The sequence below is a fragment of the Pantoea sp. Lij88 genome (genome assembly GCF_030062155.1).
In the GTDB taxonomy this organism is placed as follows: domain Bacteria; phylum Pseudomonadota; class Gammaproteobacteria; order Enterobacterales; family Enterobacteriaceae; genus Pantoea.
In genome coordinates, this window is the sequence record NZ_CP118269.1 from 757472 (window position 1) to 780581 (window position 23110).

The window sequence follows — 23110 nt, forward strand, 5'->3', positions numbered from 1 at the left end:
GTCTGGCAAAACTTATGAGAATCAACGAGAGGATTCACCATGTCTGTAATTAAGATGACCGATCTGGATCTGGCTGGTAAACGCGTTCTGATCCGTGCCGATCTGAACGTACCAGTTAAAGAAGGTAAAGTGACGTCTGATGCACGTATCCGTGCTTCTCTGCCAACCATTGAAGCGGCGTTGAAACAGGGCGCGAAAGTAATGGTTACCTCTCACCTGGGTCGTCCGACCGAAGGTGAATACAACGAAGAGTTCTCGCTGCTGCCGGTAGTTAACTACCTGAAAGACAAGCTGAGCGGCACTACCGTGACCCTGGCAAAAGATTACCTCGATGGCGTTGACGTTGGCGCTGGCGAACTGGTTGTGCTGGAAAACGTTCGCTTTAACAAAGGCGAAAAGAAAGATGACGAAACGCTGTCTAAAAAATACGCTGCCCTGTGCGACGTATTTGTGATGGACGCGTTCGGTACGGCGCACCGCGCACAGGCTTCTACCCACGGCGTCGGCAAATTTGCCCCTATCGCCTGTGCCGGTCCACTGCTCTCTGCAGAGCTGGAAGCACTGGGTAAAGTCATGAGCAACCCGGAGCGTCCGCTGGTGGCTGTTGTAGGCGGCTCTAAAGTCTCTACCAAATTTGACGTGCTGCAGTCTCTGGTCAAAATCGCGGACACCGTGATTGTGGGCGGCGGCATCGCAAACACCTTCGTGGCTATCGACAACAATGTCGGTAAATCACTGTATGAACCAGACTTCGTTGAAGCGGCTAAAGGCCTGCGCGATCAGCACGGCATCCCGGTTCCAACTGACTCACGCGTCGGCACAGAATTCTCTGAAACTGCGGCTGCGACCGTGAAAAAGGTTTCGGAAGTGGCGGATAACGAAGAGATTATGGACTTTGGCGATGAAACCGCTCAGGCCATGGCTGCCATCCTGAAAGATGCTAAAACCATCCTGTGGAACGGCCCGGTGGGCGTGTTTGAGTTCCCTAACTTCCGTAAAGGCACCGAGATCGTGGCTAACGCCATTGCGGACAGCGATGCCTTCTCTGTTGCAGGCGGCGGCGATACCTTAGCGGCTATCGACCTGTTCGGCATCGAAGACAAAATTTCCTACATCTCTACCGGCGGCGGCGCGTTCCTTGAGTTCGTGGAAGGCAAAAAACTGCCTGCAGTTGCCATGCTGGAAGAGCGTGCGAAGCAGTAATCCTTTGGGGGCGATGTCTCGCGGCATCGCCTGAAGTCTTGCCCGTCTGGGCGTTTAAATCGACGTTCCTCAAGGGGAACAACGGTCACGAAACAGGACACAATCATGTCTAAAATTTTTGATTTCGTAAAACCCGGCGTTGTCACTGGTGATGACGTACAGAAGATCTTCAAAGTTGCGAAAGAGAACAAATTCGCACTGCCAGCCGTGAACTGCGTCGGCACCGACTCTATCAATGCGGCACTGGAAGCAGCGGCGAAAGTTAAAGCGCCAATCATCATCCAGTTCTCTAACGGTGGTGCTGCATTTATCGCCGGTAAAGGCTTCAAAACTGACAAACCACAGGGCGCGGCAATCTTCGGCGCTATCTCCGGAGCACAGCATGTTCACCTGATGGCAGAGCAGTATGGCGTGCCGGTTATCCTGCACACTGACCACTGTGCTAAGAAACTGCTGCCATGGATCGACGGTCTGCTGGACGCGGGTGAAGAGTACTTCCAGAAAAACGGTAAGCCACTGTTCTCTTCTCACATGATCGACCTGTCAGAAGAGTCACTGGAAGAGAACATCGAAATCAGCAGCAAGTACCTGGCGCGCATGGCGAAACTCGACATGACGCTGGAAATCGAACTGGGCTGCACCGGTGGTGAAGAAGATGGCGTTGATAACAGCCATATGGACGCATCAGCGCTTTACACCCAGCCAGAAGATGTGAACTACGCCTACGAAAAACTGAATGCTATCAGCCCGCGTTTCACCATTGCGGCTTCATTCGGTAACGTACACGGCGTTTACAAGCCAGGTAACGTGAAACTGACCCCGACCATTCTGCGTGATTCGCAGAAATTCGTCTGTGAAAAACATGGCCTGCCGCACAACGCGCTGGACTTCGTTTTCCACGGCGGTTCAGGTTCTTCTGCTGCAGAAATCGAAGAGTCTATCAGCTACGGCGTGATCAAGATGAACATCGATACCGATACCCAATGGGCAACCTGGGACGGCATCCTGCAGTACTACAAAAAGAACGAAGGCTATCTGCAGTCGCAGCTGGGTAACCCGGAAGGCGACGACAAGCCAAACAAGAAATACTACGATCCACGCGTCTGGCTGCGTTCTGCCCAGGCCTCTATGGTCGTGCGTCTGGAGCAGGCTTTCAAAGAGCTTAACGCTGTCGACGTTCTGTAACTGAATATTTTTGTCAGTACAAAAAAGGCCCGGAAGGGCCTTTTTTTATACATCATTTCTGGAAAAAAGGACTCAAACGCCCGACGGTTTGGCACTTCAGGGGATAATTGATTACCCTTGATGGCAGGGTGTCGGATGTCATCTGGCAGTTTTTTCATTCCCGGTGGGAATCTAACAACAGGGCTTATTAATGGAAGATTTACACGTCGTCGACGGCTTAAATAACGCAGGTAACTGGCTGGTTCGCAATCAGGCGCTGATCATCAGCTATGCCGTGAATATCGTTGCGGCTATTGCCATCATGATTATCGGGATGCTCATCGCCCGTATCATCTCTAATGCCGTGAATCGCCTGCTACTCGCCCGTCACATCGACGCGACCGTAGCGGACTTCCTCTCCGCACTGGTGCGTTACGGTGTTATCGCCTTCACCATTATCGCCGCGCTGGGACGCATTGGGGTACAGACTGCCTCGGTGATTGCCGTTCTGGGTGCTGCTGGTCTGGCCGTGGGTCTGGCCTTGCAGGGGTCGCTCTCAAACCTGGCTGCAGGCGTTCTGCTGGTCACCTTCCGTCCGTTCCGCACCGGCGAGTTCGTCGATCTGGGCGGCGTGATGGGCACCGTGCTGCATGTGCAGATTTTCTCCACCACGCTCCGCACCGGTGATGGCAAAATTGTCGTCGTGCCAAACGGTAAGATTATCAGCGGAAACATCGTCAACTTCTCGCGTGAGCCGGTTCGTCGCAACGAATTTATCATTGGCGTCGCTTATGAAGCGGATGTAGATGAAGTGATCGCCTTACTGCAGCAGGTGGTTGAAGCCGATAGCCGCGTACTGAAAGAGAAGGGCATTCAGATCGGTCTTAACGAACTGGCTGCATCTTCAATGAACTTTGTCGTGCGTTGCTGGAGCAATAGCGGAGACCTGCAGGATGTTTACTGGGATCTGCTGAAGAATTTCAAGCGTGCGCTGGATTCAAAAGGCATTGGCATTCCATACCCGCAGATGGATGTGCATCTGCATCAGAAATCCGCGCCTGAAGCCGCCGAAACGCAGGTTCAGCCGCAGTAATCAGTCAATGGGCGGCATCTGTCGCCCATTAACTTTGCTAATCGCAGATTAATTCTTTCAATTTCCGCTAATCATCCTCTCTCTTTATACTTCTCCACATCTGACGATGTGAGGACGTAATCCTGTGTTATCTCTCTACTTTCAGGGGCTTGCCCTGGGTGCCGCGCTGATCCTGCCGCTGGGGCCGCAAAACGCGTTTGTAATGAATCAGGGTGTGAAGCGTCAATATCACCTGACGACGGCAGCACTCTGCTCGCTGAGCGATATTCTGCTGATATGCGGCGGCATCTTTGGCGGCAGCGCCTTGCTGAGCCAGTCTCCGCTGCTGCTGATGGTCATCACCTGGGCGGGCGTAGCCTTCTTGCTCTGGTATGGCTGCGGTGCACTGCGAAGCGCCTTTCGCGGCGACGCCGATCTGTCGGATGGCGAGCCGTTAAAGCAGAGCCGGGGGCGCATTATCGCGACGCTGCTGGCGGTGACCTGGCTCAACCCGCACGTCTATCTCGACACCTTTGTGGTGCTCGGCAGTCTTGGCGGTCAGTTGCCAACCACCACGGCGCGTCAGTGGTTTGCGCTGGGTACCATCAGCGCGTCGATCCTGTGGTTCTTCGGTCTGGCTCTGCTGGCCGCGTGGCTGTCACCACGCCTGAGAACCGCGAAAGCACAGCGTATTATTAACCTGCTGGTGGGGGCTGTGATGGGGTTTATCGCCCTGCAGCTTGCGCGCCAGGGGATTGCCGGTTTTTGATCTCTGCCCCGATCCGTGGCGGTAATTGCCGCGCTGAGGGCGAACTTTTGTCATAATGACCACTCAAAGCATGGCGCATACCGATGCGCTTTTGGGCTTCGCCAGTTGGAAGCCGTCATAGTGACCTTTTCAAGGAGGACTTTCATGAAACTGAAAGCATTGGCTCTGGCCGCAATCATGAGCGCCGGGGCATTGCCTGGCGTACACGCTGATGAGTTACCAAACGGACCGCACGTGGTGACCTCAGGCAAGGCAACGGTCGATGCCCGTCCAGATATCGCGACGCTCTCTATCGTGGTGAACGTGTCGTCAAAAGATGCCGCAGATGCGAAAAAGCAGGCAGATAGCCGGGTTGCGCAATATTTCGATTTTCTGCAGAAAAACGGCATTGAGAAGAAAGATATTGATGCGGCTAACCTGAGCACGCAGCCAGAATACGATTACACCAAAGAGGGTAAATCGGTACTGAAAGGCTACCGTGCGGTGCGTCAGGTACAGGTCACCCTGCGTCAGCTGGATAAGCTGAATGATCTGCTGGACGGGGCGCTGAAGTCCGGTCTGAATGAGGTGCGCAGCGTCGAGTTAGGCGTGGCTAACCCGGAGAGCTACAAAGAGCAGGCGCGTAAAGCAGCGATTAAAAACGCGACTCAGCAGGCATCTGAACTGGCTGAAGGCTTTAACGCGAAGCTGGGATCGATCTACAGCATTCGTTATCAGGTTGCCAACTATCAGCCGATGCCTATGAACCGCATGTATAAAGCGGCCGCAGCGGCAGATACCACGGCGCAGGAGACCTACGATCAGCAGAGCATCAACTTTGACGATCAGGTTGATGTGGTGTTTGAGATCAAGCCCAACACGCCATAATGCAAAACGGGGCTCTCGCCCCGTTTTTGTTTTCAGGCTGCCACGTCATCCTGACGCAGCACCCGATGTCCATGCGCAATCAGCGCATCGGTCACCCGACGCATTAACCGGCTTTCCGGCGCAAAGCGATGCCAGTAAAGCATCCGGCGCTGATACAGACCCGGCGTCAAATCGATTAACTCACCGCTCGCCAGCTCACGCTCAATCTGCAGATGCGGGATCATACAGCAGGTCGAACCCTGCCGCGCCATCTGCACAAAGGCTTCCGAGGAGTTCACGATGTGGCAGGGTACGCTGCCCGGTGAAAGATCAAAGTTCTGCTGCAGGAAGGCCTGATGCATATCATCAAGATGGTCAAATGCCACCGCAGGCGCTTTCAGCAGGGCTGAGCGGGTGACGCCGTTAGGGAAGAAGCGATCGGCAAAATCGCGGGACGCGACAAACAGATAGTCGAGCGCGCCGAGCTGATCCACCAGGCAACTGGGCAGCGGCTGCGGCTGAATACTCACCGCACCCACCACTTCACCCCGACGCAGACGCTCCTGGGTGCGGGTTTCATCTTCGACCTGCAGATTCAGGCGAACCGGGGAATCTGCCAGCACATCTTTCAGCGCAGGCAGCAGCCAGGTCGCCAGACTGTCGGCGTTGACCGCCAGCGACAGCAGCAGCGGCGTGGTGCCACTGTTCTCATCGCCCAGCCACTCCTCTTCCAGCAGCTCAACCTGATGCAGCAATGCCAGCAGTTTCTGACCCTGTTCGGTCGGACGCGGCGGCACGGTTCGCACCAGCAGCGGCTGCCCAAACAGGTTCTCCAGCTGCTTGATACGCTGTGAAACCGCCGACTGGGTGATACACAATTTTTGTGCGGCACGTTCAAATCCGCGTTCGCGGATCACTGAATCCAGCGCCTGAAGCGTTCGATAATCCGGGCGTTTCATTATTCTTTTCTCTCCTTCAGGGTGGACGTCACTATGCCACAAAAGTGTCACCTGTGATGGCTCTCTTGTTTTTTGTGGGCTGGCTTCCAAAGCGATAAATCCACGTCGGTCAGCCGAGCATTTTCAGCAAGCCTTGTTTTATACTACGCGCACTTCGTTGTCGCACAGGTTTTAAACATACCATGACCCAGGATGAACTGAAAAAAGCCGTTGGCTGGGCTGCACTTGAGTACGTGCAGCCGGGCACCATTGTTGGCGTAGGCACCGGATCTACCGCTGCTCACTTTATCGATGCGCTTGCCACGGTCAGGCATCAGATCGACGGTGCCGTCTCCAGCTCAGATGCCTCCACCCAGAAGCTGAAAAGCCTGGGCATTCAGGTGTTCGATCTGAACGAGATTGACGTGCTGTCGGTGTACGTTGATGGTGCGGATGAGATCAACCCGCAGATGCAGATGATCAAAGGCGGCGGCGCAGCGCTGACGCGTGAAAAGATTGTGGCTGCAGTGGCTGAGACCTTTATCTGTATCGCTGACGCCTCAAAAGAGGTGGATGTGCTGGGCCGTTTCCCGCTGCCGGTTGAAGTGATCCCGATGGCGCGCAGTTACGTGGCGCGTCAGCTGGTGAAAATAGGCGGCTTACCTGAGTATCGTCAGAACGTGGTCACAGATAACGGCAACATTATTCTCGATGTGCATAATCTGCAGATTCTCGATCCGATTGAGCTGGAAAAAACCATCAACGCCTTGCCTGGCGTCGTCACCGTAGGGCTTTTTGCCGCGCGTGGTGCCGATATCGCGCTGATTGGCGGGCCAGATGGTGTGAAAACCATCAAAAAATGATCTGTCTGGCGTCGTCAGGGCGCCGGTTATTTCTGCCCGCAAATCATCTTTTCTCGCGCCGGTGAAATTTGGTGACTTATGTCACATAAGCGTCATCGGCAGTGGGTTCGTTCTCTCATCTTCGCTGACCTCATGATTTTGTCCGGCAATGTGCGGCTGTCAGCTGTTGCCGGGCTGGCTGCCGGGCAATCGTTTGTATTGCCGGACGCGATTTTTTTGATATTTTGACAGAAGGCTGGCTTATGGTAGTCCTCATTGAATGCTGAATAGGATCGGGAAATGGCAAAGGTATCACTGGAAAAAGATAAGATTAAGTTCCTGCTGGTGGAAGGTGTCCATCAGAGCGCGCTGGAAAACCTGCGGGCTGCAGGCTATACCAACATCGAATTCCACAAGGGCGCACTGGACTCCGACGCGTTAAAAGCATCAATCCGCGATGCGCACTTCATTGGTATCCGTTCCCGCTCCCAGCTCACTGAAGAGATTTTTGCGGCGGCTGAAAAGCTGGTCGCCGTTGGCTGTTTCTGTATCGGCACCAACCAGGTCGATCTGCAGGCCGCTGCCAGCCGGGGTATTCCGGTGTTTAATGCCCCCTTCTCCAATACCCGCTCGGTTGCGGAACTGGTGATTGGTGAGATGCTGCTGATGCTGCGTGGCATCCCGGAAGCGAATGCGAAAGCGCACCGTGGTATCTGGAACAAGATTGCTAAAGGTTCATTTGAAGCGCGTGGCAAAAAGCTGGGTATCATCGGTTACGGTCATATCGGCATGCAGCTGGGCGTGCTGGCAGAAAGCCTGGGCATGCATGTGTTCTTCTATGACATTGAAAACAAACTGCCGCTGGGTAATGCCACGCAGGTACGCCATATGGCGGATTTGCTTAACATGAGCGACGTTGTCAGCCTGCACGTACCGGAAACCGCCTCTACGCAGGATATGATCGGTGCAGAGCAGCTGGCGCAGATGAAACCTGGCGCGCTGCTGATTAACGCCTCGCGCGGTACAGTCGTAGATATTCCCGCGCTGTGTGAAGCGCTGGCCAGCAAGCATGTGGGCGGCGCAGCCATCGACGTCTTCCCGACTGAGCCAGCCACCAACAGCGAGCCGTTTATCTCTCCACTGAGTGAGTTCGACAACGTGATCCTGACGCCGCACATTGGCGGTTCGACGGAAGAAGCGCAGGAGAACATCGGGATTGAAGTGGCGGGCAAGCTGGCGAAATATTCCGATAACGGCTCGACTCTCTCAGCGGTGAACTTCCCGGAAGTCTCACTGCCGATTCACGGCATCAGCGCCAGTCGTCTGCTGCATATCCATGAAAACCGTCCAGGCGTGCTGACGGCGATTAACCAGATTTTCGCAGAGCAGGGCATCAACATCGCCGCGCAGTATCTGCAAACCTCGCCGTTTATGGGTTATGTGGTTATCGACATTGATGCAGAGCCAGAAGTGGCAGAGAACGCGTTGCAGCTGATGAAGGCGATTCCGGGAACTATCCGCGCGCGTCTGCTTTACTAAGCGCTACCAACCTGAAGAGGCGCTTAGTCGCGTCTCTTCAGGTAGTTAATACAGGCTGTCCCGATTTGCTTTAAGACCGGGACTGCGAAGAGAACATATGGGTTTAAGCCGTCTGAAATCCCGTAACAGTGCTTCTTCTACTCCCACTGCCAGAGCTTTGACGGCGTCATCACCGCTGGCAAAGGCACATCCCATTCTGCAACCGGCAGGCTATCGACCTGCTGACAATCGTGTGCCAGACCGACGGGCAAAAAGCCGTGCTGCCGCCAGTTCTGCAGGGTGCGATCGTAGAAGCCTCCACCCATCCCCAGTCGCTGCCCATCCTGATCAAACGCCACCAGCGGCACCATCATCAGATCCAGCTGATCAAGCGTGATCAACTGCCGGATATCCAGCGGCGGTTCAGGAATGCGCAGTTTATTGGTATGCAATGGGGTATCGGGGGAGTAGCGCAGGAACAGTAAATTACCGGGCGAGAAGGGGTGTAAGACCGGCAGATAGACCGCCTTCTTCAGATGCCAGAGCCTGGCAATCAGCGGACGGGTATTTAGCTCACCATCCACCGACAGAAACAGGGCAATATTGCGCGCGGCAGTAATCGGAGCGTAGTTAAGGGCGAGTTCAGCGAGTTGTTCGGCCGCCTGGGCCTGCTGCTCATCACTCATTGCACGACGCAGATGGCGTACCTGCTGACGGATAACCTGACGCTGTATCATTGAAGGATGTTCAGACATGATTTCCCCGCCGGATAAGTCGCTGAACAGCGACTATAACATGTCGGTATGGGGAAGAAAGCAGGACTACAGGAAGAGAGATCTCCGAGATGCCGCCGTAGGCTGTAACCCTTGAACCCTTGGTTCAAGGTGAACATGCCGTCATAACCATCAGGCTTCTCGGACGAACCGAGCATGCACACAGGTTACGAGCGTCACATTCTGTTTTTTCGAAATATCGGCTCAGGGGACTGGCCCACATGCAAACATCTCAGAGAAAATTTACCTCACCGTTACTTAAAGTATAGCAACCATGAAGTTTTATTCGAACTTCGCACCCTCACGATCAGAGATACGACCCTGCTCAACTAATGCCTGTTCAATCGTCTGCTGCAGCATACGGATACGCTGTTCCATATTAGCAGCATAATCGCGCGTTTTCACTTTCTCTTGCGCCAGCTCGTGGCAGACGTTTAACGCGGCGATGAACACCAGTTGTTCTGTATTGGTGACTCTAGTGCGAACTTTTAGATCTTGCAACCGTTGATTGAGATCTTCAGCCGCGCTATTGAGCGCATCTTGCTGCTCTGGCGGACAATTCACTCTCAACGAACGACCAAAAATTTGTAAATCTACCGGTTGTGCAGACATGCCACCTTCCTGACTGATTACTTCGCTCGCAACTCCCTTAGCAGTCAATGGCTTGGGAGGCGGGCAACTATATAGACCCACGAAATAAGATACAACCCCTTTTCTGGAAACCTTGAGGCAGCTAGTGGTAGCATAACACGAACTTATTCTGCCAACGACGATGAAAACTTATGTCCTTACAGAACGCAACCCCCGATTACAACGCGCTTGCGGCGGTGCTCTCACAGCAGGGCGTTGGAATGACGCCCGCTGAAATGCACGGCCTGCTGAGCGGGATCCTCTGCGGCGGTAACCAGGACTCCAGCTGGAAGACGCTGGTACACGATCTGGCTAACGAAGGCATGGCGTTTTCACACACTCTTGCCGTGCCGCTGGCGGCGCTGCATGAGCACACGGCCACCACGCTGGAAGATGACGGCTTCCTGTTTCAGCTAATGCTGCCTGAGGATGACGACATCACCGTCTTTGACCGTGCGGATGCGCTGGCCGGATGGGTTAACCATTTTCTGCTCGGCCTGGGCGTAACACAACCTAAACTGGATAAAGTCACCGGCGAAACCGGCGAAGCAATCGATGATCTGCGCACCATCGCACAGCTCGGTTACGAAGAAGATGAAGACCAGGAAGAGCTGGAGCAGTCGCTGGAAGAGGTGATCGAGTATGTGCGTGTCGCCGCATTGCTGTGCCACGATACGTTCACCCGTCCGCAGCCAACCGCGCCAGAAGTGCAAAAACCAACGCTACACTAATTTCAGGTCAACGAGTTTAACCGGTCAGTTTACAGGGAGTGCAGAGATGATTTCACTGGAACGATACCTGCAGCGTCGTCAGGCGCTGCTGGCGAAAATGGCGCCTGGCAGCGCAGCGTTGATTTTTGCTGCGCCTGAAGTGACGCGCAGTAATGACACGGAATATCCGTTCCGCCAGAGCAGCGACTTCAGCTATTTCACCGGTTTTAATGAGCCGCAGGCGCTGCTGGTGCTGATTAAAAGCGATGAAAATCATAACCACAGCGTGCTGTTTAACCGCGTGCGTGATCCTGCAGCGGAAGTCTGGTCTGGTCGTCGGCTGGGCCAGGAAGCCGCACCCGAAAAACTGGGCGTGGATCGCGCTTTACCCTGGAACGACATCGGTGAACAGCTGCACCTGCTGCTGAATGGCCTGGATGTGATTTACCATGCGCAGGGCGAATATGCCTATGCGGATACGCTGGTGTTCAGCGCGCTGGATAAACTGCGTCGCGGTTTCCGCCAGAATCTCAGCGCGCCTGCCACCGTCACTGACTGGCGTCCGTGGGTGCATGAGATGCGCCTGTTCAAAGATGCGGATGAGATCGCGCTATTACGTCGCGCCGGGAAAATCAGCGCACTGGCGCATACCCGCGCGATGCTGACCTGCCAGCCAGGCATGTTCGAGTATCAGCTCGAAGGGGAAATTCTTCACGAATTTACCCGTCACGGCGCGCGTTATCCCTCCTATAACACCATTGTGGGTGCCGGAGAGAACGGCTGCATTCTGCACTACACCGAAAACGAAAGTGAAATGCGCGACGGCGATCTGGTGCTGATCGATGCAGGGTGTGAGTTCCACGGCTATGCCGGGGATATTACCCGCACCTTCCCGGTTAACGGCAAATTCAGTCCGGCACAGCGCGCCATTTATGACATCGTGCTGGCTTCGCTGAAGCGATCGCTTGAGATGTTCCGGCCTGGTGTCAGCATTCGTGAAGTCAATGACGAAGTGGTGCGCATCATGGTCACCGGTCTGGTGGAGCTGGGCATCCTGGAGGGCGACGTCGATACCCTGATTGCTGAGGAAGTCCATCGCCAGTTCTATATGCATGGCCTGGGCCACTGGCTAGGGCTGGATGTTCACGACGTCGGCCACTATGGCACCCCGAGCCGTGACCGGATTCTGGAACCGGGTATGGTGTTAACTGTTGAACCGGGTCTTTATATCGGACCGGATGCGGACGTGCCCGCACAGTATCGCGGCATCGGTATCCGAATCGAAGATGACATTGTGATTACGGAAGATGGCATTGAGAATCTCACCGACAGCGTCGTGAAAGAGGCCGATGAGATTGAAGCACTGATGGCGGCGGCAAAACAGGCATGACCATTCTGATTGCGGGTGGCGGCATGACCGGGGCGACGCTGGCGCTGGCGATCTCCCATCTTACCCAGGGCACACTGCCGGTGACGCTGATTGAAAGCAGCGAACCTGGCAGCCGGGCGCATCCGGGCTTTGATGGCCGCGCCATTGCGCTCTCTGCCGGAACCTGCCAGCAGCTGGCGGACATCAACCTGTGGCAGCACATCGCCCGTTGTGCCACGCCGATTACCGACATCCATGTCTCCGATCGCGGTCACGCCGGCTTTGTGTCGATGGCAGCGGCTGATTACGCTATCCCGGCGCTGGGACAGGTTGTGGAGCTGTTTGACGTCGGGCAGCGTCTGTTTGCGGAACTGAAAAAAGCGCCAGGCGTGACGCTGCGCTGTCCGGCGCGCGTCACCCGGGCCCACCGTAGCGAACAGCAGGTTGAGGTGACGCTGGACAGTGGCGAGCAACTCAGCGGCAAACTGCTGGTGGCGGCTGATGGCACGCGCTCGGCGCTGGCCGCCTCGTGCGGTATTCAGTGGCAACGGGACGACTATCAGCAGCTCGCGGTGATTGCCAATGTCTCCACTGCGCTGCCCCATCAGGGCCGCGCGTTCGAGCGTTTCACCGAACATGGCCCGCTGGCGCTGCTGCCGATGTCCGGCAACCGTCTCTCGCTGGTCTGGTGTCATCCGCTTTCGCAGCGTGAACGTATAGAGAAATGGAGCGAGGCCGAGTTCCTCAGCCAGCTTCAGCGTGCCTTTGGCTGGCGACTGGGCAAATTCACCCACACCGGCCAGCGCGAGTATTACCCGCTGGCGCTGCACCGGGCGATGTCGCCGGTAACGCATCGCGTGGCGGTGGTAGGCAATGCGGCGCAGACGCTGCATCCGATTGCCGGGCAGGGCTTCAACCTGGGCCTGCGCGATGTGATGTCGCTGGCTGAAACGCTGGCAGCCGCGCATCGTCAACAGCAGGATCCCGGCAGCTATGCCGTGCTGCATCATTACCAGCAGCGTCGTCAGCCCGATCGTGCCGCCACTATCGGTATCACCGACGGACTGGTCCGCGTTTTTGCGAATCGCTATGGTCCAATGGTGGCCGGTCGTAACCTGGGCCTGCTGGCGATGGATCATCTGCCGTGGCTACGAAATCAACTGGCTGAGCGTACGCTTGGCTGGGTTAAGCGTTAATAAAGAGGCTCAGATGCAAACTTTTGATGTGGTGATTGCCGGTGGCGGTATGGTGGGGCTGGCGGTGGCCTGCGGCTTGCAGGGCAGCGGACTGCGCATCGCCGTGCTGGAAAAATCGCCGGAGCCCCCGCTGGCGCTGAGTGCGTCTCCGTCAATTCGCGTGTCGGCGATCAACGCCGCCAGCGAACGGCTGCTGCAGAAGCTGGATGTCTGGTCGACCATTCTCTCGCTGCGCTGCAGCGCGTATCACGGCATGGAAGTGTGGGATAAGGACAGCTTCGGCTCTATCGCCTTTAATGATGAGCAGCAGGGCTTGTCGCATCTGGGTCATATCATCGAAAACCCGGTGATTCACAATGCGCTGTGGCAACGGGCCAGCGCCTGCAGTGACGTGACGATAATGGCGCCCTCGCAGTTACAACAGGTGGCGTTTGGTGACAACGAAGCCTTTGTTACCCTGCACGATGGCAGCATGTTAAGCGCGCGATTAATGATTGCCGCTGACGGCGCTAACTCCTGGCTGCGCAACAAAGCCGACATCCCGCTGACCTTCTGGGATTACGATCACCATGCCCTGGTGGCTAACGTCCGCACCGAGAAGCCGCACGATGCGGTGGCGCGCCAGGTGTTCCACGGCGACGGTATTCTGGCTTTCCTGCCAATGCAGGATCCGCATATGAGCTCTATCGTCTGGTCGCTCTCGCCGCAGGAAGCGAGCCGTCTGGAAACCATGCCGGAAGCGCTGTTCAATCAGCAGCTCTCCGTGGCGTTTGATATGCGTCTCGGCCTGTGCCAGCTGGCGAGCGAGCGTAAATCGTTCCCGCTGGTGGCGCGCTATGCCCGCAACTTTGCGGCACATCGTCTGGCGCTGGTGGGCGATGCGGCTCACACCATTCATCCGCTGGCGGGTCAGGGCGTTAACCTTGGCTTTATGGATGCCGCCGAATTGATTGGTGAGATTCGCCGTCTGCATCAGCAGGGCAAAGATATTGGTCAGCACCTCTATCTGCGTCGCTACGAGCGCAGTCGTAAACACAGCGCCGCGATGATGCTGGCTGGAATGCAGGGCTTCCGTGAAATGTTTGCCGGTAATCATCCGGCGAAAAAACTGCTGCGCGATGTCGGTCTGAAGCTGGCCGATCGCCTGCCAGGGGTTAAACCTGTGATGCTGAAGCAGGCGATGGGGCTGAATGATTTGCCCGCCTGGCTACGCTAAATCCCCGCCTTTTAATAAGCCAGCGTCTGCTGGCTTTTTTTATATCTGAACCTCTCTGCACCACGAAAAGGCAACGCTGCACCAGCAGGGATCTTCGTTTGATTTATTCTAATTTTGCGGCGTAATTCGCATTACTTTTTCTCATTTATCATTCATCTGGCAGCGGGATTTTTTTAACATCCTGAACGTCATCTCGCATAAATTTGCTGCGTATATTTAAAAGCCCTGCATTTATTGCGCGATTAATCACAAAATTGCAGTTTTTTATCCTGTTGGCCGCGGTTCCTGGTTAGGCTGTGCCTCTGCTTTCGACCCCGGTTTGCTTATGGTTAATCGTCGGATTCGGTGGTAACGTCAGCCCTAAGAGAACGTTTGCGTCGGCACTGAATTCCGGCGCACTTTTGCACTCACTCGCTTCTGCACAGGATGGTTATGACTCAGCAAACACCTCTGTTTGAACAGCATCAGGCCTGCGGTGCCCGCATGGTGGATTTTCATGGCTGGATGATGCCGCTGCACTATGGCTCCCAGATGGATGAACATCATGTAGTGCGTACCGACGCCGGGATGTTTGATGTCTCTCACATGACCATCGTTGACCTGACAGGCCCGCGTACCCGCGAATTTCTGCGCTACCTGCTGGCGAATGATGTGGCAAAACTGACGCAGCCGGGCAAAGCGCTCTACACCGGAATGCTGAATGCGTCGGGTGGCGTCATTGATGATTTGATTGTTTACTTTATGAGCGAGGAATTCTTCCGGCTGGTGGTGAATTCCGCGACCCGTGAAAACGATCTCGCCTGGATCACGCAGCACGCGCAGGGCTATGGCATTACGCTGACGGAACGCGATGACCTGGCGCTGATTGCCGTGCAGGGCCCGCAGGCGCAGCAGAAAGCGCAGACGCTGTTCAGCGAGGAGCAGCGTCAGGCTGTTGCTGGCATGAAGCCGTTTTTTGGTGTGCAGTCAGGTGACCTGTTTATCGCGACCACCGGCTACACCGGCGAAGCGGGATATGAAATCGCGATGCCCGCAGGCGAGGCGGCCGATTTCTGGCAGCGTCTGCTGGCCGCTGGCGTAAAACCGGCTGGCCTTGGTGCTCGCGACACGCTGCGTCTGGAAGCGGGTATGAATCTGTATGGTCAGGAGATGGACGAAGGCGTTTCACCACTGGCTGCCAACATGGGCTGGACGGTGTGCTGGGAACCCGCTGACCGCGATTTCATCGGCCGGGAAGCGCTGGAACTTCAGCGTGAACGTGGCACCGAAAAACTGGTGGGGCTGATCCTCACAGAAAAAGGGGTGCTGCGTCACGGCCAGCCGGTGCGTTTCACCGATGACCAGGGGCAGTCGCAGGAGGGGATCATCACCAGTGGTTCTTTCTCACCGACGCTGGGTTGCAGCATCGCCCTGGCGCGCGTACCGGCCTCCGTCGGGAGCACCGCCATCGTTGAGATCCGTAACCGCCAGATGCCTGTCCAGGTTACCCGTCCCGTTTTTGTCCGCGCCGGTAAACCGGTCGCCCAGTAAATTTTATTCAGGAGAAATGGCCAATGAGCAATGTGCCGAATACGTTGAAGTACCGCGACAGCCACGAATGGGTGCGCAAAGAAGCGGATGGCAGCTACACCGTGGGTATTACTGAACATGCGCAGGAGTTACTGGGCGACATGGTGTTTGTCGATCTGCCGGAAGTGGGCGCGACCTTTGCCGCGGGTGAAGAGTGCGCGGTCGCAGAATCCGTTAAAGCGGCTTCTGATATCTATGCACCCATCAGCGGTGAGATTGTGGCGGTTAACGAAGCACTGACTGACTCACCGGAGCAGGTCAACAGCGAGCCTTATGACGGCGGCTGGTTATTCAAAATCAAAGCCAGCGACGCGTCTGAACTCGACTCGCTGCTGGACGCGGATGCTTATAAGGCTTCCATCGACGAGTAGTCGTCAGGCGGCCTCGTGCAGAGGCCGCAGATTTCTGTTTGCTCTCCGGTTCCCCCAGCCCGATTCAGGATTTACTGCTAATGACTCAGACTCTCAGCCAGCTTGAACACAACGGTGCATTCATTGAGCGCCATATCGGTCCATCACCTGAGCAGCAGGCGCAGATGCTTGACGCGATTGGTGCCCGTTCGCTGGACGCGCTAATCAGCACCATTGTGCCGGCAGATATTCAGTTGCCGGGGCCGCCAGCCGTTGGCGAAGCCGCCACTGAACAGCAGGCGCTGGCCGAACTGAAAGCCATTGCCAGCCAGAACCTGCGTTATAAATCCTGGATTGGTATGGGATACAGCGCGGTCATCACCCCGCCGGTCATCCTGCGTAACATGCTGGAGAACCCGGGCTGGTACACTGCCTATACGCCGTATCAGCCTGAAGTTTCACAGGGCCGTCTGGAAGCGCTGCTGAACTTCCAGCAGCTGACGCTGGATCTTACCGGCATGGATATCGCATCTGCCTCCCTGCTGGATGAAGCCACTGCCGCTGCCGAAGCGATGGCGATGGCAAAGCGCGTCAGCAAGCTCAAAAACGCCCATAAATTCTTCATTGCCAATGATATTCATCCCCAGACGCTGGATGTGGTTCGTACCCGCGCGGAGACGTTTGGCTTCGAACTGATCATTGATAGTGCCGATAAGGCATCCGATCACGACGATCTCTTTGGTGTGCTGCTGCAACAGGTGGGTACCACCGGTGAAGCGCACGATTACAGCGCGCTAATTGCCGGGCTGAAAGCACGCAAAGTCGTGGTCAGCATGGCGGCAGACTTTATGTCGCTGGTGTTACTGGAAGCGCCAGGCAAGCAGGGCGCAGACATCGTCTTTGGTTCCGCTCAGCGCTTCGGTGTGCCGATGGGGTACGGCGGCCCGCACGCTGCCTTCTTCGCCAGTCGCGACGAGCATAAACGCTCTATGCCTGGCCGCATCATCGGTGTGTCTCGTGATGCCGCGGGCAACACGGCGCTGCGTATGGCGATGCAGACCCGTGAACAACATATCCGTCGTGAAAAGGCCAACTCCAATATCTGTACTTCGCAGGTGCTGCTGGCCAACATCGCCGGTCTCTACGCGGTGTTCCACGGTCCGGCCGGTCTGAAACGCATTGCCTCACGCATTCATCGCTTCACCAGCATCCTGGCAGCCGGACTGCAGCAGGGTGGCCTGAAGCTGCGTCATCAGTACTGGTTCGATACGCTGACGGTGGAAGTGGCGGATAAAGCCGCCGTGCTGAACCGCGCCCTGAGTTTTGGCGTTAACCTGCGCAGCGACATCCATAACGCCGTCGGCATCACGCTGGATGAAACCACCTGCCGCGACGATATCCTGGCGCTGTTCGCCATTCTGCTGGGTGAGGATCACGGCCAGGATCTGGAAAAGCTCGACAGCGACGTCGCCAGCGAAAGCCACGCAATTCCTGCTGGCCTGCAACGCCACAGCGAGATCCTGACCCATCCGGTGTTCAACCGTCATCACAGCGAAACGGAGATGATGCGTTACATGCACAGCCTGGAGAAAAAGGATCTGGCGCTGAATCAGGCAATGATCCCGCTGGGCTCCTGCACCATGAAGCTGAATGCCGCCGCCGAGATGATCCCGATCACCTGGCCGGAATTTGCGGAGCTGCATCCATTCTGCCCGGCTGAACAGGCTACCGGTTATCTGCAGATGATCGGCCAGCTGTCGCAGTGGCTGGTGCAGCTCACCGGCTATGATGCACTCTGTATGCAGCCAAACTCTGGCGCGCAGGGTGAATATGCCGGGCTGCTGGCGATCCGCCGCTATCACGAAAGCCGTGGTCAGGGCGATCGCCACCTCTGCCTGATCCCGAGCTCGGCGCACGGGACGAACCCGGCGTCAGCCCAGATGGCGGGTATGGACGTGGTGGTTGTGGCCTGCGATAAACAGGGTAACATCGACCTCGGCGACCTGCGTGAAAAGGCGGCTCAGGCGGGCGATAAGCTCTCCTGCATCATGGTGACTTATCCTTCTACTCACGGCGTCTATGAAGAGACCATCCGTGAAGTGTGCCAGATCGTGCATCAGTACGGCGGTCAGGTTTATCTGGATGGCGCGAACATGAATGCACAGGTCGGCATCACCACGCCAGGTTATATCGGCGCAGATGTATCGCACCTCAATCTGCATAAAACCTTCTGCATTCCGCACGGCGGCGGCGGTCCGGGTATGGGACCGATTGGTGTCAAAGCGCACCTGGCCCCGTTTGTTCCGGGACACAGCGTGGTACAGATCGACGGTGTACTGACGCAGCAGGGCGCGGTCTCCGCAGCGCCGTTTGGCAGCGCCTCCATTCTGCCGATCAGCTGGATGTACATTCGCATGATGGGCGCCGAAGGACTGAAACAGGCCAGTTCGGTCGCGATTCTGAATGCCAACTACATTGCCAGCCGCCTGCAGTCGGCCTATCCGGTGCTCTACACTGGCCGTGACGGCCGCGTGGCGCATGAATGTATTCTCGATATCCGTCCGCTGAAAGAGCAGACCGGTATCAGTGAGCTGGATATCGCTAAGCGCCTGATCGATTACGGATTCCATGCACCGACAATGTCCTTCCCGGTAGCAGGTACGCTGATGGTGGAGCCGACCGAGTCAGAGAGTAAAATCGAACTCGATCGCTTTATCGACGCGATGCTGGCGATCCGCATGGAGATTGACCGGGTAGCGGGTGGCGAATGGCCGCTGGATGACAACCCACTGGTCAATGCGCCGCATACCCAGCTGGAAATCGTCAGTGAGTGGTCACATCCTTACAGCCGTGAACTGGCGGTCTTCCCGGCGGGGAGCCACAACAAATACTGGCCGACGGTAAAACGTCTGGATGATGTATTTGGCGACCGTAATCTGTTCTGCTCCTGCGTGCCGATGAGCGACTATCAGTAAGCGCCCTTCCGGCAAGCATTAACGTTAAAGGGCCGCTTCACCGGCCCTTTTTTGTGGAGAATCAGCATGAAAATGGCACTGGTTACGGGTGGCAGCCGCGGTATCGGACGGGCCACGTCGCTGTTACTGGCAGCCCGGGGTTATCGGGTTGCGGTGAACTATCGTCAGCGCGAGGCCGAAGCGCAACAGCTGGTGGCGCAGATCCAGCAGCAGGGAGGCGAGGCCTTTGCGGTTCAGGCGGATATCAGTGATGAAGCCCAGGTGATGGCGATGTTTGCACAGCTCGACCAGCAGTCTGTGCCGCTGGCGTTGCTGGTGAATAACGCCGGGATTCTGTTTCAGCAATGCCGCACCGAGCAACTGGATGCGGCGCGCCTGCAAAAGGTCTTTGCGACCAACGTCATCGGTTCTTTTCTCTGCTGTCGTGAGGCGGTGAAGCGGATGGGCACGCATCACGGCGGTCAGGGTGGCGCGATTGTAAACGTCTCCTCGGCCGCGTCGCGTACCGGTGCGCCCGGCGAATATGTGGATTACGCCGCCTCAAAAGGGGCGATGGATACGCTGACGAAAGGCTTGTCGCTGGAAGTGGCGCAGCAGGGGATTCGGGTCAATGGCGTACGTCCGGGATTCATCTATACAGAGATGCACGCTGATGGTGGAGAGCCGGGCAGGGTTGACAGGCTGGCCAGCGTGATCCCGATGGGACGTGGCGGTGAGGCAGAAGAAGTGGCTGAAGCTATTGTCTGGCTGGCCAGCGACGCGGCCTCTTACATCACCGGCAGCATCATTGACGCTGCCGGTGGGCGTTGACGGGTCGCAGCCTATGCGGCTCGATGAATCAGAGGTTTTCGCCGTTGCTGGCGATAACCTGCTGATACCAGCTGAAGCTCTTCTTCTTCGCACGAGAAAAATCGCCGCTGCCATCATCGTTTTTATTCACATGAATAAAGCCGTAGCGCTTGTCGTACTGGCCGGTGGTGAACGAAACGCAGTCCAGGCAGCCCCACGGCGTATAGCCCATTAAATCCACACCATCATACGCCACGGCTTTCTTCATCTCTTCGATGTGCGCACGCAGATAGTCGATGCGGTAATCATCTTCAATCACTCCGTCAGCGTTGGGCTTATCGATCGCACCAAAGCCGTTTTCCACAATAAACAGCGGCTTCTGATAACGCTCATACATCTCGTTCATGGCATAGCGCAGGCCAACCGGATCGATCTGCCAGCCCCAGTCTGAGGCTTTCACATGCGGGTTTTTCACCACGCCTTCAAAGCCGGTGATCGGGTCGTCAACGCCGCTGGCATCGGTCTTCACGGCGTTGCTCATGTAGTAGCTGAAACCGACATAGTCTGCGCAGCCCTGGCGCAGCGTCTCGGCATCATCCGCTTCCATCTGAATGTCGTAGCCTTTGCGCGCCCACTCTTTCAGGGTGTAGGCCGGGTAGTAACCGCGCATCTGCACGTCACTGAACACATAGCGCTGATGCATCGATTCCTGCGCCAGCACCACATCGTCCGGGTGGCAGGAGAACGCATAGATCGGCACCATGGCGATCATGCAGCCAATCTGTAAGTCAGGATTGATGTCGTGACCGAGTTTCACCACTCTGGCGCTGGCAACAAACTGGTGGTGCATCACCTGATACATCGCCTGTTCAGGTTTCTCATGTTCGGTAAAGATCACACCTGAACAGCAGTAACCAAACAGCGGATACTGCCAGTTGCGCTGGTTGTTGATCTCGTTAAAGGTCATCCAGTACTTCACTTTGTTTTTATAGCGATTCAGCACCACTTCGCTGAAGCGCACAAAGAAGTCGACCACTTTACGGTTGTGCCAGCCGCCATACTCTTTGACGAGGTGATAAGGCATTTCGAAGTGCGAAAGGGTGATGACCGGTTCAATGCCATATTTCAGCAGTTCATCAAACAGATCGTCATAGAATTGCAGGCCCGCTTCATTCGGCTGCTGCTCATCCCCGTTGGGGAAGATGCGGGTCCAGGCAATAGAGGTGCGGAAGCATTTGAAGCCCATCTCGGCAAACAGCGCGACATCCTGTTTATAGTGGGAGTAAAACTCCACGCCTTTGTGGTTCGGGTAGAAGCGGCCTGGCTGCACGCCGTCGGTAATGACACGGTCAACGCCATGTGAACCGCCAGTCATCACGTCCGCAATGCTGACGCCTTTGCCGCCCTGATCCCAGCCGCCTTCAACCTGATGCGCCGCGACCGCGCCGCCCCAAAGAAAGCCTTCTGGTAACTGCAATTCTGCACTCATGCTTCACCCCATTACGGATATTGAAATTGAGCTGAGTGTAGCAAGGCAATATTCAAAGTCACGATATAACAGCGCGCGAATAATTGCGTTTGTTACATCCAGAAAACAGGCTGTTTTATTTCCCCAGCTGGCGGCCTATCGCTTCAATAATATAGGTCACCGGCACCTGAGTCGTAATGTCAGAATTGTCCGCCATGCGGATAATCGGCACATGATAGCAGAGATTGAAATCACCAATCTTCGCCAGCGAGCAGCTTTCCGTATTGGTTATCGCAATGATTTTGCACTTATTCAGGCTGAACTGGCTGGCAATGCGCAGGATCTCTTCAGTTTCGCCGGAGACCGATAAAATAATGGCGACGGCATTTTCATAGAGATCGGGACTGACCGGATAATAGGGGTCGTCAATCGCATGGCTGAATTTTCCGAGGTTAGAGAAAAAGCGCGCGCCATATTTCGCCAGGCTGCCGGAGGTGCCGACGCCAATAAAGAAGACCCGCTCCGCCTGATTAATTTTCAGCGCGGCCTGGGCGATGAGCTGTTCAAACTCCGGGTTATTGATACTCTTAAAAAAGCTCAGCATCTCGCTGACGCCCGCCGTGTTGAGGAGCGGCGCACTCTGTTGTTCGCTTAAGCGCAGGCGGATGCGGAATTCTGACCAGCCTTCACACTCCATTTTGCGGCAGAAACGCAACACGGTGGTAGTGGAGACACCAGCCTGCTCAGCCAGTTCGCGGATCGTCATATAGCTGACGCCTTCGCGGTGCTTAATGATGAACTGATAGACCTGCATTTCCAGATCGTTAAGGCGGGCGAGATCGCGATGCGAAAACATGAATGACTCATTGAACAGTTGACCGGCGGTCAGTTTACCAGATTCATCACCCGGTTTAACGGAGAGTGAATTTCAGCAAATAATTTTAGCGTACACGTGTACACTGAAAAAATTATTGGCTACGCTGGGTAACAGTTATCACTGCTACGGAGCTGTTCAGGAACCTGATATGACCACCACACTTTCTCAAAAACACCGGCCCGCTGCGGGCTATTCAGTGACTGAAGAAATTGCCAACAGCATCAGTCACGGACTGGGCTGCCTCTTTGGCATCGTCGGGCTGATACTGATGCTCAATCAGGCTACTGAGAGGCAGGCTGACACCATCACTTTTATCAGTTACAGCCTCTACGGCGGCAGCATGATCCTGCTGTTCCTGGCCTCAACGCTCTACCATGCTATCCCGGCCGGACCGGCCAGACCCTGGCTGAAAAAGTTCGATCACTGCGCCATCTATCTGCTGATTGCGGGCACCTATACGCCGTTTCTGCTGGTCGGGCTGAGGACGCCGCTGGCCTATGGATTAATGGCGGTGATCTGGGGGCTGGCGCTGGCGGGTATTGTGTTCAAGCTCACGATTGCGCATCGCTTTAAAGCGCTGTCGCTGGTGACCTATCTCTGTATGGGGTGGCTGTCGCTGGTCGTGGTTTATCAGCTGGCGATGATCCTGCCGCCGCGCTGCATCTGGCTGCTGGCCGCAGGCGGAATGATCTATTCGCTGGGGGTGATTTTCTATGTGGCGCGCCGCATTCCCTTCAATCACGCCATCTGGCATTTGTTCGTGCTGGGCGGCAGTCTCTGCCACTTCTGCGCCATCTATTTTTATGTGCGCTGAGTAGATTGCGGCATGGCCCTTC

21 protein-coding genes and 1 other RNA gene are annotated in these 23110 nt (G+C 55.9%); 16 read left to right on the forward strand and 6 right to left on the reverse strand.

Annotation, left to right across the window (positions count from 1 at the left end; genetic code table 11):
* Positions 1–39: 39 nt before the first annotated feature.
* From pgk to PU624_RS07500, 5 genes are all read left to right on the forward strand, one after another.
* Positions 40–1203 carry a phosphoglycerate kinase gene (gene pgk / locus PU624_RS07480; RefSeq protein ID WP_283547138.1) on the forward strand — a complete coding sequence of 388 codons (1164 nt, stop codon included), beginning with the start codon at positions 40–42 and terminating at the stop codon, positions 1201–1203.
* A 105-nt stretch (positions 1204–1308) separates the two neighbouring features.
* On the forward strand, positions 1309–2388 hold the full coding sequence (gene fbaA / locus PU624_RS07485) for a class II fructose-bisphosphate aldolase (RefSeq protein WP_283547139.1): 1080 nt from the start codon (positions 1309–1311) through the stop codon (positions 2386–2388).
* Positions 2389–2578: 190 nt separating this feature from the next.
* Positions 2579–3460, forward strand: coding sequence for a small-conductance mechanosensitive channel MscS (mscS, locus tag PU624_RS07490; RefSeq protein ID WP_283547140.1), 882 nt, complete (start codon positions 2579–2581; stop codon positions 3458–3460).
* 124 nt (positions 3461–3584) lie between these two features.
* Positions 3585–4208 carry an arginine exporter ArgO gene (gene argO / locus PU624_RS07495; RefSeq protein WP_283547141.1) on the forward strand — a complete coding sequence of 208 codons (624 nt, stop codon included), beginning with the start codon at positions 3585–3587 and terminating at the stop codon, positions 4206–4208.
* Between the two features lie 144 nt (positions 4209–4352).
* Positions 4353–5075, forward strand: a complete 723-nt coding sequence (locus PU624_RS07500) for an oxidative stress defense protein (RefSeq protein ID WP_283547142.1) — start codon at positions 4353–4355, stop codon at positions 5073–5075.
* Between the two features lie 32 nt (positions 5076–5107).
* Here the strand turns inward: PU624_RS07500 and PU624_RS07505 are convergent, their stop codons facing one another.
* Positions 5108–6013 (reverse strand): LysR family transcriptional regulator ArgP, encoded by a 906-nt coding sequence (locus tag PU624_RS07505; protein WP_009087111.1) that lies wholly within the window; start codon positions 6011–6013, stop codon positions 5108–5110.
* 182 nt (positions 6014–6195) lie between these two features.
* Here PU624_RS07505 and rpiA point away from each other — a divergent pair, with 182 nt between their 5' ends.
* Positions 6196–6855: a ribose-5-phosphate isomerase RpiA gene (gene rpiA / locus PU624_RS07510; protein ID WP_283547143.1), complete on the forward strand. Its 660-nt coding sequence runs from the start codon at positions 6196–6198 to the stop codon at positions 6853–6855.
* A 279-nt stretch (positions 6856–7134) separates the two neighbouring features.
* Positions 7135–8373, forward strand: a complete 1239-nt coding sequence (serA, locus tag PU624_RS07515) for a phosphoglycerate dehydrogenase (protein WP_283547144.1) — start codon at positions 7135–7137, stop codon at positions 8371–8373.
* A 137-nt stretch (positions 8374–8510) separates the two neighbouring features.
* Here serA and PU624_RS07520 read toward each other — a convergent pair whose 3' ends face one another.
* The 3 genes from PU624_RS07520 to zapA all read right to left on the reverse strand — a co-directional run bounded on the left by PU624_RS07520 (position 8511) and on the right by zapA (position 9737).
* On the reverse strand, positions 8511–9107 hold the full coding sequence (locus PU624_RS07520; protein ID WP_283547145.1) for a 5-formyltetrahydrofolate cyclo-ligase: 597 nt from the start codon (positions 9105–9107) through the stop codon (positions 8511–8513).
* A gap of 77 nt (positions 9108–9184) precedes the next feature.
* Positions 9185–9367: non-coding RNA, 6S RNA (gene ssrS, locus PU624_RS07525), on the reverse strand.
* A 40-nt stretch (positions 9368–9407) separates the two neighbouring features.
* Positions 9408–9737, reverse strand: a complete 330-nt coding sequence (gene zapA / locus PU624_RS07530; protein WP_090965854.1) for a cell division protein ZapA — start codon at positions 9735–9737, stop codon at positions 9408–9410.
* A 170-nt stretch (positions 9738–9907) separates the two neighbouring features.
* Here zapA and PU624_RS07535 point away from each other — a divergent pair, with 170 nt between their 5' ends.
* From PU624_RS07535 to PU624_RS07570, 8 genes are all read left to right on the forward strand, one after another.
* Positions 9908–10486: a YecA/YgfB family protein gene (locus tag PU624_RS07535; RefSeq protein ID WP_283547146.1), complete on the forward strand. Its 579-nt coding sequence runs from the start codon at positions 9908–9910 to the stop codon at positions 10484–10486.
* A 46-nt stretch (positions 10487–10532) separates the two neighbouring features.
* A complete protein-coding gene (gene pepP, locus PU624_RS07540) occupies positions 10533–11855 on the forward strand; it encodes a Xaa-Pro aminopeptidase (protein WP_283547147.1) in 1323 nt (440 codons plus the stop codon).
* Positions 11852–13030: a 2-octaprenyl-6-methoxyphenyl hydroxylase gene (gene ubiH, locus PU624_RS07545; protein WP_283547148.1), complete on the forward strand. Its 1179-nt coding sequence runs from the start codon at positions 11852–11854 to the stop codon at positions 13028–13030. The genes pepP and ubiH overlap by 4 nt, the downstream gene beginning before the upstream one ends.
* Before the next feature lie 13 nt (positions 13031–13043).
* On the forward strand, positions 13044–14246 hold the full coding sequence (gene ubiI, locus PU624_RS07550; RefSeq protein WP_283547149.1) for an FAD-dependent 2-octaprenylphenol hydroxylase: 1203 nt from the start codon (positions 13044–13046) through the stop codon (positions 14244–14246).
* Positions 14247–14678: 432 nt separating this feature from the next.
* Positions 14679–15776, forward strand: coding sequence for a glycine cleavage system aminomethyltransferase GcvT (gene gcvT / locus PU624_RS07555; protein WP_283547150.1), 1098 nt, complete (start codon positions 14679–14681; stop codon positions 15774–15776).
* A gap of 23 nt (positions 15777–15799) precedes the next feature.
* The gene (gene gcvH, locus PU624_RS07560) at positions 15800–16186 is read left to right on the forward strand and encodes a glycine cleavage system protein GcvH (protein WP_283547151.1); all 387 of its coding nucleotides are present in this window, start codon (positions 15800–15802) and stop codon (positions 16184–16186) included.
* 80 nt (positions 16187–16266) lie between these two features.
* Positions 16267–19140: an aminomethyl-transferring glycine dehydrogenase gene (gene gcvP, locus PU624_RS07565; RefSeq protein WP_283547152.1), complete on the forward strand. Its 2874-nt coding sequence runs from the start codon at positions 16267–16269 to the stop codon at positions 19138–19140.
* 66 nt (positions 19141–19206) lie between these two features.
* The gene (locus tag PU624_RS07570) at positions 19207–19950 is read left to right on the forward strand and encodes an SDR family oxidoreductase (RefSeq protein WP_283547153.1); all 744 of its coding nucleotides are present in this window, start codon (positions 19207–19209) and stop codon (positions 19948–19950) included.
* 28 nt (positions 19951–19978) lie between these two features.
* On the opposite strand, the gene PU624_RS07575 is transcribed toward PU624_RS07570, so the two are convergent.
* Together PU624_RS07575 and PU624_RS07580 are read right to left on the reverse strand one after the other, a co-directional pair.
* Entirely contained in the window at positions 19979–21418 is a 1440-nt protein-coding gene (locus tag PU624_RS07575; protein WP_283547154.1) for a 6-phospho-beta-glucosidase, read from the reverse strand.
* 115 nt (positions 21419–21533) lie between these two features.
* On the reverse strand, positions 21534–22253 hold the full coding sequence (locus PU624_RS07580; RefSeq protein ID WP_283547155.1) for a MurR/RpiR family transcriptional regulator: 720 nt from the start codon (positions 22251–22253) through the stop codon (positions 21534–21536).
* Between the two features lie 169 nt (positions 22254–22422).
* Between PU624_RS07580 and trhA the strand changes: the two genes are divergently transcribed.
* Complete coding sequence (gene trhA, locus PU624_RS07585) at positions 22423–23088, forward strand: PAQR family membrane homeostasis protein TrhA (protein ID WP_283547156.1); 666 nt, start codon at positions 22423–22425, stop codon at positions 23086–23088.
* Positions 23089–23110 lie beyond the last annotated feature (22 nt).